Below are 14,206 nucleotides of genomic sequence, written 5' to 3' on the forward strand. Positions count from 1 at the left end.
CACCTCATGGTTTTGACCATGAGCTTACCCTCTATCATAATCTCAGACCAATCTCAATGACCACCAACAAAGTTATTTCAACCAACGCATTTAACCTTTTTGAGACTTCCATCCTCCTTGAGAGCGACAACCTCAACCTTAACCGTTTGCCCTTCAGAAAGCAATTTCGCTTTTTTTGGCTCTTTTTCCGTTAATTTAATCGTTCCCAGAATCGTATATGTTACCTTATTTCCTTTAACACCTGTAACCGTCGCGTCCAAGATTTGACCCACTTTAAAGTTATGAGTGCTAACCACCTCAGCAATTTCAGCTTGACGCGCTGACTCGACAACGGGGGCGCTAATTTCGCCTACGGGTTCAGCGTTTTGGTAATAACGCATTAGCCGATAAGACCAGCCTAAAATATGTAGCATCACTGGGGGATTATCTTGATAGGCTTTTAAGTATTGATTACAAGCATTGTCAATGGCTTGGTAATAGTCAGACGTTCGCTTACTATGTCCAATTTGTCTGCCATTCCTGACCAAGGTTTTGAGATAATCAAACAATTTAGTTCCGTCTTGGTTGGCGTAATTGCGAAGATAGGCGATCGCTTTTCCTAGTTCATTGGCGTCTGTATCTGCTTTGACTAGAGTTTGTGCGATCGCGTGGACAATTTGCCATTGAAGTTCGGTTAATTCTTCTGTTATTACCATAGAGATTTTATCCTTGGTTCTTCCAGGTTGTAGAGACGTTGCATGCAACGTCTCTACAATTGTGCTAATACATTCCTTCCGGCGGTTCTCTCTCAGTAGGATATCCCAACACCTTGACTAATTCCTGCAATGGCTGGGATTGCACCAATTCTCGATGCGCCGCCTGAATCGCCTGTTGTATCAACTGTTGCAATGGTTTTCCGGTGAGAGGTTGGGATTGGGTTTGGTAGGATAAATAGCGATCGCGTATATTATCGACAGATTCTACACTCGTTACCTCAACCGTCATTGTCCCCATTCCAATCGGTTTACCGCCACCCACTTTAAGTGCAATCGCGTGTTGTGTATCTTGTCCGAGTACAATCAGTAGGGTTCCCAGTTCCCCTTTGGTTAAGTTTCGATAGGGTAATGATGTGCTAAATACAACGGTTTTCGCCGCTTGTTGTACTGATATTCCCTGGTGTTGCCCTTTATCTACAGCCCGAATTGTGTGATAATAAAACTTGCGCCCAGCGACCTTTCCCTGGTTAAAATAACCTGGGTATTCATGAGGATGAGGACGATAGAGAGATGGCATAAATCCACGACGAAATTCAGTTGATTCACACTCAGCATCCCTAAACTGAATTAACCCTTGCCAATTCAGCGCCCCAAATACCCGACAAGCGGGACAAAGTTGGGTTTTATCACGACATTCCTGATAGCCTGGGGGGATTTGATTCGGTTTTGCCTTCGTTTTACACAAGCAGCTACGGGTAATCGCTTCATAGGTGGAACGTACCACACCTTTAAGCGAACTACCGGGAATCATTAACTGTCCCTGATTTCCCTGAATCATGGTTTTAATCAAGGGAATCGCCTTTTCTCCCACATCCGTTCCCAGGGCGACAACTCCCGTAGAAACGTGTAATCCGGTTTGAACGGTTAATCTTAAATGTAACCTTCCATGGACGCGATACGTTCCTTCGGAACACGCTTCGCGATCGCGATAATATTGATCGTGTCCTTTAGGATGTTGTAATTGCGGCTTTTCTTTCGGTAAAGGGATGAGATGATAGGGTTTTGGGGCAGTAATTTGGGATGGTTGAGGGCGGGGAAGGGGTTTATCATAACTCATTTTGGCATATCCACAGTTAAGGCAACAAAATGCACCATTGCAGTAGGTTTAGCGATAAAATAACGCTGGGCTAGTTTCGGCTGATTGGGGGAAGTATTTCTCACATCCAGACTTTGAGAATAAATTCGCGATCGCGGAAATCGGGGTTCATTGGTAGGATACCCATAAGCTGGGCGTTGTTCAGTTTTCCAATAGGATTTATTCTCAGATTCTCTGGGATATTCTGTATCATCAATAATCGATTTAAAGCCCAGAACCTCACCCGTATTCGATAACACAAGTACGCTATAACGGTTATTTTGGCGTTTCCAGCGCAATTCGCGATCGCAATTAAACATCTGTCCTTCAGGAGAGGGAAAATTATCCGGTAATTTTTCCACAATTCCACTCACTTGATGACTCCAGCGCAGAAAATAATAACTCGGCGCTGTAGCTTGCTGTTGCACTAATTCTCTTAACTCTGTTTCCGTGAGTAACTCTTGATAAACACCAACAAAAGGACTCATGCTGCACCTGCTTCTACTGTGACTTTTTCCCGGAAGTCTAAAAACCTGAATCGGGGCGGGTTTAATTCCTTATAGTTGCAACCCAAAAGATAGTAGTGAAACCCGCCCCTACACAATCCTCACGTTACGCCACATACCCTGAAAAATCTGCTTCTACTCTCTGACGCCAAGCCCGAACCGCCCGCATAAATAAATCCTCAACTTGTTCCTTTCCTTGCCATTTTAACTCTACCCCAAACCCCAGCGCCATTGATTCCGCCCGCACAGGAGTATCTTGCATATCATTAGCTGGAAAACCATACCGTTCTCGTTCCGCTTCCGCCAAAAACATACCAGCCCCCAAAAGTTGATTATCTTGCCATTCATCGCCACCTCCCAGACTACAAATCCGTTGATTTTCAATAACACAACCCGGATATTGAACAACCGCCTGGTTTAATTTTACTTCCACAATTCCCAAGCCGCGAGACTTCGCAAACCCCAAGCCAAACCATCCCTCATCCAAATCGCGCAACACTAAACCAATTAATCCCAATTGGGCTAACGAGAAGTTTTTAAGATGGAGTTTAGTACGAAACTCTCCAGCCGTACAAACTTGATAATTAAATGGTCCCACCGCCACCGAACCAAACACGCGGTCAATCGCCACACCATTCCGTTCTTCCAATTTCACCGATTGAGAGTCAACCGGATAAGCATCCTCAATTCTAATCCGACTCGCAATTGACGTATTACCAAACATCTGATCCGTAAACGAGGATAACTTATAGATATCAGAAGCTGACTTATCTTTTAGATAGTCGTATTTATCATTTAACGTATCATTTGCCCAGAGACTATTCAGATTATTAGGATTACGATGATCCCGTCCCACCGTTCTGACAATTCGTTCAGCATGAGCGCGAATTGCCCCTTTTAGAGAACTTCCCGGTAAATAAACTGAACGCCCTCCCCCATGATACGTTTCCACAAATTCCATATCCGGCTTCGTCGGATCAGCACCTTCCCGCCCTGACTTAATCAGAATCGGTCCACAGGGAATTAAACTAAAATCAATCGTACATTGATTAACCAATCGTTTGTGCATAATCTAACATTGTCTGAGAACACCACATCACCCACCCCAATTGTAATTCTTACGTAGGGTGCGTTACGCTCCGCTAACGCACCGTTGAACAAAAGCGGGTTTTGTTGTTCAATTATCGATAACCAGCCAAATTCAATCCCTAAACCCGCCCCTAGGATAGGGTATCTGCTTTCCTGTGAATAAGGGCGGGTTTTGTTGTTCAGGTGTTGGTGACAAACAAGATTAAGTCCCTAAACCCGCCCCTACAATACATCACCTCGTATTCACCTCAGCATTCTGATTTTCCCGATTTTCCAAATAACCAATCAAATATTGTACCCACTGGTCTTTATACACTTTACCATCCTCATAAGCTGAACCCTCATTATTAACCATTTTCTTAAGATAATTCAGCAACTTATCCGCATCAACCTCATCCCGATTACTTTCATCCCTAGCATCAAACCAATCCATCCGCTCAACCTCCAATTTAACCACACCCAAACCCCGCGAACGCCCTCCCCCCAGTGGAATTTGTTCCGTCTCAAACTGATGTAACCCAATCATTAATAATCCCAACTCCCAATCCTCAGCATTTTCCACCACCGCCTTAAACGCAAAAGGAGTTCCCGCTGGAACCACTTGGAAATCATACAATTTCCCATCAGCCGCCGTTTCCGTATCCCTATCAATCGCCACCCCATCCCGTTCTTGATATTGACCAAACCAATACTCTGAGATAACCATCAAATCTCGAACTTGAAACTTACTCGCCAGCCAAGGTGAACCAAATAGATGAGAAATTAAATCAGTCTGATTTAAAATAGCCTCAGTTAGCGCCGTATCCGTAGGATATTGCTCTTTAAATTGCTTCATTTCCTGAGCCGTAATTGACCACTCCTCCTCTACCGCCGGATTAGCGACCAAAGTCCGCTCCCCGCCCAGGATACCACGGAGGAAGCTTTCCAAGCGCGATCGCAACGCCCCCTTAAAACTAGCGCCCGGTATCAACGGTTTACCCAACGCATCTTTAATCACCGGTAAATCCGAACCAATTGGTTCCGTGGAACGCCCTGCACTAATTCGTAGTGCTGTTACCGTCGTCAATATCCCCCTAATTTCCAAACGATTCTTAAAACAATCAAACATAAGATTATCTCCAAGTTCGTATTTACGCTGTCTTCGCCCTAAACCTTCGCCTCCCCACCACCAACCCTAACTTTAACTTTTCACAGGAAATCTAAAAACCTGCGTCGGGGCGGGTTTAGTCACATCCGGATGCAACCGAAAAGATAGTAGTGAAACCCGCCCCTACACAATCGTTGCGCCACATTCCGTGAAAACTAAAACCCTGACTAACTCAAACTCAACCAGCTAAACACATCTTGAACCGATAACCGCAAATCTCCCAAAGAACTAAGCACAGACAAACTATCTTGATTTTGCTTAATTTTTGGCTTACACTTAATAAGCTTGGTGGGCAATGCCCACCCTACTTAATCCACTACTTAATCTACGAAATCCATACGCATGAAAGGAGAATAGGAACGTCGTTCAGTCTCAGGATTGACTGTGATTTTACTAGCATATTTTGCACCTTCTTGATCCTCACGGATTGCTCTCCACACCAACAGACGCCAACCTTCCACAGAGACCAAATAGCGGTCAGTAGTTCGCCCAGGTTTGAGCCATAATAATCCATTTCCAGCATCAAGATGTATTTTTTTCTTAAAAGTCTCCTCAGAAGCCGCTACTCGTGACAGAAAGCGAAATGGATCACAGTCATCCAGTTGTCTAATATTCTCAAAACAATCTTTAATCGCTTTTTGAGAAAGAAAGGGAACCCGGACGGAAGGTTTACGTATCTCACTAAGGAATAATGAACCGATAGCCGACAGAATAACTTGTCCATCACTAAACTCAAAGAACGACTTTAACCTTTCTCTTTCATCATCATAATAGATGTTTCTTTCCCATTCGGCTTGAGTAATTATATCGTTTTCAACTTTTTCAAATAAACCTTTATGAGTTTCAAATGATGAACGGATGAATTCTACCGGAAGTGGCGGCAATTCTAAAAATTTTGTGGACTGCTCAAAAATGTAGTCACACTTAACTCCTTTTAACATTCCGACTAAAACGGTGTAAGGAACCAATGCTTTATATCCTCCAGTTGGATTCAGTATAATATTACTTGCCCCATATTTATCAATTTCCTTGAGAATATGTCCGACAAATTCAATAACCCCCCTTGTCCGGAATAGTTCAGCATCTAAAACTTGCAAGCCTTGAACTTGTTTTATTTGCACCTCTAGATTAGTCCAGTAATGATGCAAATATTTTTCAACCGCAATAGCACAACAATACCCATCCTCTGTACTTGAAGCTAGCAGAATTACTCTATCCCCATCCGTGATACCAATCCGCACCAGAGAATGAATTTCAGCAGATAATTCACTTTTTAAACTTTCTCCCTCTGGACGGATATCACGGAAAGTCAAAAATATTTTTTCAGCGGCATCTTTCACACTAGGTTGCTGTTTAACCCAATTGCTTAAATCTCGTGGTCTAACTTCTGGAATTTTTCTAGCAGCGCTAATACCTACAGAACATATCACTGTTTTAACCATTTCTCTCAAACTCTCCGATTCTATTGATGCACACAGAATAGTTATTATTCCTATATAAGGATAGCCGTATACCTGCTTATTATTTGTTCAGTAAAGCCTTCCTTAACCTAAAAATATCAATCTTAACCATCTTTTAAATACTTTAGATGACGAGAGCCATAGCCCAAATAACGGCGAATCAACTCTAACCAAACTTGCTTCAACTCACCTTGAGAGGATTCAGCAATACTCTGGGCATTTTTTTTAATATTACCATCAATATCTTGAATAATTCTCTCAGCTAGAGAACCTTTACCCCTCCCCCATTTTTTATCTCGACCGACTTGATAGCGGATAAAATTCTTAATCACTTCGGCACTATCCGTTGTATCAGCAACACGCACTAAATTGCGAAATTGAGACTCTTCTAAATTGCCATACTTAGTCGTATCTAACGCCTCTTGAATCCAGAGGACTAAATCATCCTCGGCTTGTCGTATACCTTTTTGTACTTTAAGTTCAACTTTTTGCTCTTGTAAATTCATACAGCCTCCTCCCAAACTATAGTATGAAAATCATTACACACTTGCACTTGACCAAACCCTTCACAAGTGCGATCGCCTACTCCTTTCAACTCTAACATTTCTAACGCCTCAATCCAATCTTTCTCCTTCTCTTTGATTGTACTAAATAAATAAACGCTACCTTTATTCGTGATTAACTCCACATCTTTCATCAATCCCCAAGCCGAATTCCAGCCAGAAACATAGTCATAGCTGCTATAAGCAACGTGCAGTTCAACCGGGTAATCCGTTAACTGAGCAAACCCTTTTAGCATATCTCCAGAAATTACCATAGTCCGTTGCCAGTTTTCGGTTAAAATCGCATCAGATTGCAAATCTAATGTAAAGTAAGTCCGATTCTCTAAGGGACGATTGCCAAAGAGATTTCCCCACTCACGCCAACGGTTCTGGATAGAATGATTAAACCGATGAATACGGGAGTCTATGGTTTGCTTAACTGAACTCACCGTTCCCTGAATTTCCACTTTACCCAAACCTCGCGACATGGCACCACCTAGGCGGAAATTTCTTGAGTTGAGATTAATAAATTGAGTCAGTTGATCCGCTAGGTTATCATCTTCAACTAGAATCGAACTGCGGTAAACAACGGGTTGCTGATTCTGAGTTTCATTCAGAACCTCAATGCTATATAAAACTTGTTCTTCTGCTGTTGCCCGACGCCGATTAATGCCCACACGAGTTAGCAGACGCTTAGATACTGAATGAGTTTGATAGTTTTGCTCATTCTTTTTGCTGTAAAACCCACTATAGGGTTCAACTCGTCCACCATCTTGGGGACATATCGGATCATAAGGATAACCATAGCTTTCAGCACAGAAGCGATTAATTAGAGTATCAAAAACGCCGTAACCTTTCGGCTTAAATCCAGGATTAGTCTTAGAACTTAAGGCAGTAGCAGGTAACACCTTAATCTCTTCATTACTATCTGTGGGGGCGGGATATCCATTCCGGAAAATTGCCGCATTGTCCCGGATAAATAAGTCCTTAAAATCATTATTAGTTGCTGTTAAATCAGGATGTTCCAGATTAGACTGTTGAATCATCTGGGAAGCAATCGCCCCCCGAATTACCGAACCAGGAATATAGTCTCCCGCTTCACTCACTGAACCCCCTGGTTTTTTCCGCCCAATGGCTAAAGGAGATAACGCTTTAATTTCCAGTTGAATGCGCTTCATTTGCTCCTCCTTTGGCTAAATAATTCCACACTGACTCATCTACCTGAATTGGGGGAAGTTCCCACTTCAACCATCCTAATCCTACTGATTTAGAACCCCCCAAAGCATTAATATGGTGTAACCCAGCTAAAATTAAGGCTTTGGTAGAAGCAGGAGAATTAGGCTGAAGATGAATATCTCCAGTAAACTTAAGCTGAATATTAGCGGGTGAAGTTTCTAGGAAATAGAGTTTTTTCTCTTCAGCCGTATGACGACGACGATTAATCGTCACACCTGGGCGGAGAACTTCTGAGGGAAGATTATCGGGTTCTTCTTGGCAAATTAAGTCATCAAAAATGACTCGTGACGGTAAGGCGGGATTGCCAAAAATCTGACAAATTAAACAATGATATCGGTTATCTCCTGCTACTCGATAATCCTCGTCTCGTTGAAAACGCCTCGCCTCATTGTCGGGAAAATCTGCACGCTGGGGACACATAGTTTGAGGATTAGGGGCTTGACAAATTGCCCACCCTAACCCCCGTGCTAATTTCTCACATTCATGACGCAAACGCCCTTTAAGTTGAGATGCAGGAATTAGGAGTTTGTTGTCCGCAGTACGCACAATTGGCTTATCGGCGAGAGAACCGGAAGAACCTCCTGCACCCACGCATAAAGCAGTATCAATAACAGCCGTTATGGAGATTGTTTCGACTGGATTTGATAATAAGTCTTGCAGATAAATCATAGTAATCGCGCCTCCGTCTGGCTAGGTTGTTCAGTGGTTTCAACAATAAAAGGATAAAGTTCGACTAATTCCCGCCAGATGGTTTCATAAGTAGTCGTACCATCCTTTTCTAGTAATGACATCCAGGGTGCTAAGTTACCATTATTAGTCTTGGCATCACACCAGGCTTTTTCAAAATAATCCGCCAATAATTTTTGGTTTTCCGGTTTCAAGCGAACGCGGAAATAGCGATAATTGAGCATAGCTGTTTGCTTACCTCGCTCTAATAAACTGCGGATTTGATAAAGTTGCGATCGCGGAAATTCTGACTGCTTTAATTTCTCCCCAGTTTCAATCAAGCCGCCGAGTTCGTGTAAGGTGTAGGGTGCGCCATAAAGTTTCAACTTTGGTTTGCCTTTTTCCTGCTTAGTTAAAGCCTCTTGGCGAAATGATTCAATATTTGAGGAAATCATGGTTACCGATTTCAGCGTGATAAAGTCAACAGTTCCGCCGTGATAGTCATAGTCTTTTTTTAACTGCTTTGCCTTCTTCTTTGCCGATTTAAGTAATTGACTTGTTAGATTTTCTGCATAATAAATGGGCGTTTGATCAGCCGTAATGAGAACCCCCGTTGACATACTCAGTTTACATCGTGAAGGGGTGACAGGTATCTTCCCTTGGTATCTGTGACAGTCTTGAGAACGTGAGATTATTTCTGAATCAGTAATTCGATAGTCTTCTCTCGGTTGTATCTTTTCGCCTTCCAGAAGAATTCGCTCAAACTCCTCGCCAATAGTTTGAGCCATTGCCAGGGCTTTATCGGCTGGTACAATTAACATGACATCATCCCCACCAATTGTGAGGATTTCAAATGGATAAATAATCGCGCCATTCCGATGTTGATTGTCTCCGGTTAAACCGTTTAATTGATGAGGTTTAAGATGTCGTCCGAGGGCGTGGTAAACCGATTCCTCTGTAGCCGTAAAGATATCTCGGCTAAATCGGCGACAATCTTGGGGGGTTTTGAGTTCTTTCTGAATATAACCTCCTATGTTATTGCCATCAGCATAAATATAGCCAACAAAACCATTTCCAGCATTGCCAATTTCGGTGAGCGATCGCGCTTCTCCAATTTTCTGTTTTGAGATGTCTTGATAATAGCGATCTCGATAGTGACTTTTTTCGATAAAACGCCTAAATTTAACCACCCAGCTTTCCAGATACCCTGAATTCCATAATGTTTTAACTTGACCAAGTTGCCATTTCCAATCCGAATTTTCTGTCCACCATTTCTGACTGCGACTCCCTTCTCCTTTCGTTCGTTGTCCAACAATACGCTTACGGGCTAAAGCATCAGAAAACCAAGGTTCATCCGGAATACGACTCCCAGGGGCAATAGCTAGGCGATGTTCGACGTCATCCCGCAATAAATAAGGATGGGTTTCAAACATAGGCGGATAGCGACGGCTGGGGCGTTGGCTATCGGGTAAGTTATTACCGTTGCGTCGCTGCTGAAATAAAGCCGCCAGTTTCCCCGTTATTTCGTTAAAATTCTTGCGATTTTCAAATAAGTATTTCCAGGGTTGACCGTTTTTAAGTTGACCAAAGTAGGCGCTTGTAATCGGATTTGTTTGCCGTTTATTATCCTGTAAATACCAGTCTAACCATTTGGTTTGTTCAATCGGATGGTCAAGTAATCCAAATCGCAGTTCCAGCAATCTGAAACTTTCTCCTACAGCACAAGAATTAGCGGTAAAGGTTTCTTCTGTATAGCGTTTTTCAATTAAATTAACTAAATCCGGGACAAACGCTGTTGGGCAAAAGGCTAAAATGTTACCCCCGGTTGAGTAAATCACTAACTCAGGAACAAGTGCTTCCCATAACTGTTGCAGTTTTTGATCTTGGTGTTGTAATTCTCGCCTAACCCTTTGGCAATATTGTCTCGCTCGGTAACATTCGGGAAAGTCTTCTGGCAATTCTTCACACTTGAAAAACGCAGGTAAATCAATTAAATTAATTCGATCCAGTAATGCTGATGCACCCCGAATTTCAGGGAGTTTGGCTGATTCAAACACATATTGCTTAATCTTTGTTGCACCGCCGTAGACTAAACCGATGCGGGTGGTTTGCTCCCACAAATTGGCATAGTTATCCTGAAGATCAGTAATTTTATCAGGAAAATAGTCTTTGGGAATCCCTTGTAGTTGCCGCACCGTTTGTAGTAAGCACTTTAGTGCTTCTGTATCCGGAACATCTTTCCCTTGACGCAGCGCTTCTCGCATTTGCTGCAAGATACTTAAATCAAACTGCGGTTCACGCCCCTCGCCCCAAGCGAGACACCAAGCGATTCCAATGGTTAGAGGGTGTAGAGAATGGGTCATAATTCAGCCTGCGTTTAAGTTATTCTATCCAAATGCTACAGGGAATAGATAGTAACCTTTGTCGGTTGGGTTGAGGAACGAAACCCAACGCCAGCCGATTAACATTCTTCGTAGTCTAGCAGGACATCAGTTCGCCCATTCCCATCTCTGTGACTCCCAACCCACTAGCATCTAGGTGTAGGGTTCCTAAGTTGGGTGATTTAGTAACTATTGTTACTGACAAAAAGGGGGACAAAGATAAGAATTGTCTTTGCTAATCATTGCCGAAAGCTATATCAACTCGAACTGAATTATCCCCCTAGCGAGATGGCTGGATTACCGAGACAGTGCGGCGGGTAATTCCACGGGAAATACTTCACCCACCGAGACATCGTGGGTGTGAGTCGCCACGACGACAACGCCTAAACGGGGGTCATAACATCCCACCCAGGCGGCGGGATGACATTCGTGAACTAGGTAACTGTACAGCCAAATGGGACCTTTTCCTTCAATGACGATACCTTGGTTGAAGGGTATTCCTTCTGGTAGTTTTAGTCCTTTAATGTCTGGGGGGGAAATAATACCGTCTTCTGTGGCAATCTGGAAATGCAGGTGTTGATAGGGTAAACCGGTTTGGGTTTGATGGGGAAGCAGTTGAAGTTGTATCGCGTTCATGGTTTTTGCTGTTCTGTGAGTACGAGGCTAATGTAGCAGCTTCCAGGAAAGACCCTTTTCCGACGACCGGAAGGGTTTGGCATTTAAGGGGGTTTGCTTGTATTATTATCGAATAACGACAGAACCTGGAAAATTGCATAGCGAAATACGGTAAATTAGCTTATCTACACAGGTCACGCGATCGCTGAAAGCCTCATTTTTCCGTTGAGGTGTGTCGATGGCGGTCTAGGTAAGGGTTTTGGACGATGAAAACCGGAGATTTTTGTCAATAAGCGTTGAGTAATTGACACTGAAAAAAGGTGTGTAGATTTGGCGTCTGAAACCCGCTCTCTGTAAGGTTTCCTGAGCGAACTCTTGACAAACTCACTTCCCCGAAAGGGGATGGAAACCATAGGACCAGCCAAAGCGGGACCAGCCAAAGCTACGCTTGACAAACTCACTTCCCCGAAAGGGGATGGAAACGCTTTGACGAGAAAGCCGAAAAAGCAACCGAGGAATTTACTTGACAAACTCACTTCCCCGAAAGGGGATGGAAACCCGTATTACTGCCTGACCACCATCAACAACTTCTAACTCCTTGACAAACTCACTTCCCCGAAAGGGGATGGAAACATTACTTGACCTTTGGCTAACGACGGAATAAAAATGTCTTGACAAACTCACTTCCCCGAAAGGGGATGGAAACTATAGACACCTCCGAAGTGGTCTGGCAATACACGAGACTTGACAAACTCACTTCCCCGAAAGGGGATGGAAACTCGTTTATGTTGGTATCAGACATGTTATTTTCCGCCTTGACAAACTCACTTCCCCGAAAGGGGATGGAAACTTCAAGAGGGACATCTTCAGTTGCCAGGTTGGTAAAGTTCTTGACAAACTCACTTCCCCGAAAGGGGATGGAAACATTTGTAACCCCTCATTCCAGAATCGTCCGTATAATCTTGACAAACTCACTTCCCCGAAAGGGGATGGAAACTTGTAACGTTTGAGACAACTAGGTCTACCCTATATATATAGGATCAACCCCTTAAAAATCCGGCATTCATCCCATCATGGCACCCCGCAAACGCCGCCAAACCCAACCCCCTCCATCCCGCCATCCCTGGGCGCCGGATACAGAATTAGTCGGACTCGTCTTAGAATTAACCGCCAACGCCCCAGACTCCCTCTATACTCAATACACTGTCGGACTCCACGCCTGGTTCTTAGATCAAGTCCGCCAAACTAACCCCCAACTCTCCGCCTATCTCCATGATGGTCAATCCGAGAAACCCTTCACCCTCTCCCACTTAGACGGAGACTTCCTCACCTCTGGAAAAACCCTCAAACTCAAACCCGATACAACCTACCGTTGGTACATCACCGCCCTTTACCAACCCCTAACCCAATGGCTAGCCGAATGGGTTCATCACCTGCCAGATATGATTAAGTTACGCGGTGCTGTCCTCAAGATTAGCCGTTGGCACATTGCTTTAGCACCAACCACTTATCCGAACTTATCTACCCCAATCCCCACGCCATCCCCATCCCTAACCCTCAGCTTCCTCACCCCCACCAGCTTTCGCCGCAAGGGACACCATTTCCCCTTACCGGTTCCCAGGAATCTATTCCACAGCTATTTGCGGCGCTGGAATGATTTTTCTCTTCAACCCTTTGATCAAACCGCCTTTTTAGACTGGGTAGACGAAAATGTGGTGATTCAGCGTCACCGTTTAGAATCGATGAAAGTCGCAGCCGGAAAGAAAGGAGTCGTCACCGGATTCACAGGTGCGATCGCGTTAGGACTGGACTCAGGTGCCAGCCAACACCCAGAATTTAGCCAATTATTCCATACCTTAACCCAATTTGCCCCCTACTGCGGCACCGGACACAAAACCCCCTTTGGTTTAGGACAAACTCGCCTAGGCTGGTTATCCCCAGAAACCCCCGCCCTCCCCTCAATGGAAACCCTATTAGCCGAACGCATCAGCGAATTAACCCAACAGTTTCTCGCCCAACGCCAGCGCCAGGGGGGAAATCGGGCGCAAGACATCGCCGAAACCTGGGCAACCATCTTAGCACGACGAGAAATGGGCGAATCCTTAAACGCGATCGCAGATGATCTAGAGATGCGTTATCAAACCGTCAAAACTTATGTCAAATTAGCCCGTCGTGCCATATTGAATAATCACAGATAACCAAACCTAAGTTCTTAATACAGCCTACAGAATTTAAGGGGTATAGAAACCCGCGCAGGCGGGTGCAAGTTTGTGTAGCTGCGGTTTCAACCGCCCTGTGAGTTTCTTTAATTTTGTCCGACTACTTATGTATTGTAAAGTTTCAATAAGAATATAGTCAGATATCGTCATGTTGGCTAATATATACAGAGGAAACGGATAAGACTATGAATTGTCCCCAAGTGCGATTGTTGTGTAATTGAGAGAATTTATGAAGAAAAAAAACAGTTATTAACCCCGAAGGGAAATATAGCAGCGATAGATTTGGGCAGAAATAGGCTGCAACTTCAAATCAACCGGATTTTACTCCTTTGTTGATTAATGGCAGACGGTTAAAAAGCCTAAATAAATTTTAGAACCAAAGTTCCTAGAATATTTGAGGAAAAGCATTCCCAAATGCGTTTAACCGCTATGGGATAGAGAGGTGCGTAGTTCACCCAAGGAGAATTAATCTCTCAAAGTAAAAGCGAAGGGAATTTCTGAAATGAAATTCAGTC

12 protein-coding genes and 1 CRISPR repeat array are annotated in these 14,206 nt (G+C 43.8%); of the genes, 1 reads left to right on the forward strand and 11 read right to left on the reverse strand.

Annotated features, from left to right (window positions below; translation table 11 throughout):
- Window positions 1-77: 77 nt before the first annotated feature.
- From RIG27_RS30040 to crn3, 11 genes are all read right to left on the reverse strand, one after another.
- Window positions 78-695, reverse strand: a complete 618-nt coding sequence (locus RIG27_RS30040; protein ID WP_446350765.1) for a hypothetical protein — start codon at window positions 693-695, stop codon at window positions 78-80.
- Window positions 696-759: 64 nt separating this feature from the next.
- Window positions 760-1,812 carry an RAMP superfamily CRISPR-associated protein gene (locus RIG27_RS30045; RefSeq protein WP_446350766.1) on the reverse strand — a complete coding sequence of 351 codons (1,053 nt, stop codon included), beginning with the start codon at window positions 1,810-1,812 and terminating at the stop codon, window positions 760-762.
- Complete coding sequence (locus RIG27_RS30050) at window positions 1,809-2,318, reverse strand: hypothetical protein (RefSeq protein ID WP_446350767.1); 510 nt, start codon at window positions 2,316-2,318, stop codon at window positions 1,809-1,811. The genes RIG27_RS30045 and RIG27_RS30050 overlap by 4 nt, the downstream gene beginning before the upstream one ends.
- Window positions 2,319-2,442: 124 nt before the next feature.
- A complete protein-coding gene (locus tag RIG27_RS30055; RefSeq protein ID WP_446350768.1) occupies window positions 2,443-3,405 on the reverse strand; it encodes an RAMP superfamily CRISPR-associated protein in 963 nt (320 codons plus the stop codon).
- Between the two features lie 252 nt (window positions 3,406-3,657).
- Window positions 3,658-4,533 carry a type III CRISPR-associated RAMP protein Csx7 gene (csx7, locus tag RIG27_RS30060; RefSeq protein WP_446350769.1) on the reverse strand — a complete coding sequence of 292 codons (876 nt, stop codon included), beginning with the start codon at window positions 4,531-4,533 and terminating at the stop codon, window positions 3,658-3,660.
- A 359-nt stretch (window positions 4,534-4,892) separates the two neighbouring features.
- On the reverse strand, window positions 4,893-6,014 hold the full coding sequence (locus RIG27_RS30065) for a putative CRISPR-associated protein (protein ID WP_446350770.1): 1,122 nt from the start codon (window positions 6,012-6,014) through the stop codon (window positions 4,893-4,895).
- 122 nt (window positions 6,015-6,136) lie between these two features.
- Window positions 6,137-6,538 carry a hypothetical protein gene (locus tag RIG27_RS30070; protein WP_446350771.1) on the reverse strand — a complete coding sequence of 134 codons (402 nt, stop codon included), beginning with the start codon at window positions 6,536-6,538 and terminating at the stop codon, window positions 6,137-6,139.
- Window positions 6,535-7,752, reverse strand: a complete 1,218-nt coding sequence (gene csx10 / locus RIG27_RS30075; protein ID WP_446350772.1) for a type III-D CRISPR-associated RAMP protein Csx10 — start codon at window positions 7,750-7,752, stop codon at window positions 6,535-6,537. The genes RIG27_RS30070 and csx10 overlap by 4 nt, the downstream gene beginning before the upstream one ends.
- On the reverse strand, window positions 7,727-8,479 hold the full coding sequence (locus tag RIG27_RS30080; RefSeq protein ID WP_446350773.1) for an RAMP superfamily CRISPR-associated protein: 753 nt from the start codon (window positions 8,477-8,479) through the stop codon (window positions 7,727-7,729). The genes csx10 and RIG27_RS30080 overlap by 26 nt, the downstream gene beginning before the upstream one ends.
- Window positions 8,476-10,839 (reverse strand): type III-B CRISPR-associated protein Cas10/Cmr2, encoded by a 2,364-nt coding sequence (gene cas10, locus RIG27_RS30085; protein ID WP_446350774.1) that lies wholly within the window; start codon window positions 10,837-10,839, stop codon window positions 8,476-8,478. The genes RIG27_RS30080 and cas10 overlap by 4 nt, the downstream gene beginning before the upstream one ends.
- 315 nt (window positions 10,840-11,154) lie before the next feature.
- Window positions 11,155-11,493 (reverse strand): CRISPR-associated ring nuclease Crn3/Csx3, encoded by a 339-nt coding sequence (gene crn3 / locus RIG27_RS30090; protein ID WP_446350775.1) that lies wholly within the window; start codon window positions 11,491-11,493, stop codon window positions 11,155-11,157.
- Window positions 11,494-11,846: 353 nt separating this feature from the next.
- Window positions 11,847-12,469: a CRISPR direct-repeat array (repeat unit 36 nt; unit sequence CTTGACAAACTCACTTCCCCGAAAGGGGATGGAAAC).
- Window positions 12,470-12,545: 76 nt separating this feature from the next.
- Here crn3 and cas6 point away from each other — a divergent pair.
- Window positions 12,546-13,670, forward strand: coding sequence for a CRISPR-associated endoribonuclease Cas6 (gene cas6 / locus RIG27_RS30095; protein ID WP_446350776.1), 1,125 nt, complete (start codon window positions 12,546-12,548; stop codon window positions 13,668-13,670).
- The last annotated feature ends 536 nt before the right edge of the window (window positions 13,671-14,206 follow it).

It is taken from the genome of Coleofasciculus sp. F4-SAH-05 (assembly GCF_040222985.1).
Classification (GTDB): Bacteria; Cyanobacteriota; Cyanobacteriia; order Cyanobacteriales; family Coleofasciculaceae; genus Coleofasciculus; species Coleofasciculus chthonoplastes.

Bases quoted from the DNA above. Each gene is read 5' to 3' on its own strand.
- RIG27_RS30080 (WP_446350773.1), bottom strand. From the start codon at position 8,479: ATGATTTATCTGCAAGACTTATTATCAAATCCAGTCGAAACAATCTCC.
- crn3 (WP_446350775.1), bottom strand. From the start codon at position 11,493: ATGAACGCGATACAACTTCAACTGCTTCCCCATCAAACCCAAACCGGT.
- cas6 (WP_446350776.1), top strand. From the start codon at position 12,546: ATGGCACCCCGCAAACGCCGCCAAACCCAACCCCCTCCATCCCGCCAT.
- csx7 (WP_446350769.1), bottom strand. From the start codon at position 4,533: ATGTTTGATTGTTTTAAGAATCGTTTGGAAATTAGGGGGATATTGACG.
- RIG27_RS30040 (WP_446350765.1), bottom strand. From the start codon at position 695: ATGGTAATAACAGAAGAATTAACCGAACTTCAATGGCAAATTGTCCAC.
- csx10 (WP_446350772.1), bottom strand. From the start codon at position 7,752: ATGAAGCGCATTCAACTGGAAATTAAAGCGTTATCTCCTTTAGCCATT.
- cas10 (WP_446350774.1), bottom strand. From the start codon at position 10,839: ATGACCCATTCTCTACACCCTCTAACCATTGGAATCGCTTGGTGTCTC.
- RIG27_RS30045 (WP_446350766.1), bottom strand. From the start codon at position 1,812: ATGAGTTATGATAAACCCCTTCCCCGCCCTCAACCATCCCAAATTACT.
- RIG27_RS30055 (WP_446350768.1), bottom strand. From the start codon at position 3,405: ATGCACAAACGATTGGTTAATCAATGTACGATTGATTTTAGTTTAATT.
- RIG27_RS30050 (WP_446350767.1), bottom strand. From the start codon at position 2,318: ATGAGTCCTTTTGTTGGTGTTTATCAAGAGTTACTCACGGAAACAGAG.
- RIG27_RS30065 (WP_446350770.1), bottom strand. From the start codon at position 6,014: ATGGTTAAAACAGTGATATGTTCTGTAGGTATTAGCGCTGCTAGAAAA.
- RIG27_RS30070 (WP_446350771.1), bottom strand. From the start codon at position 6,538: ATGAATTTACAAGAGCAAAAAGTTGAACTTAAAGTACAAAAAGGTATA.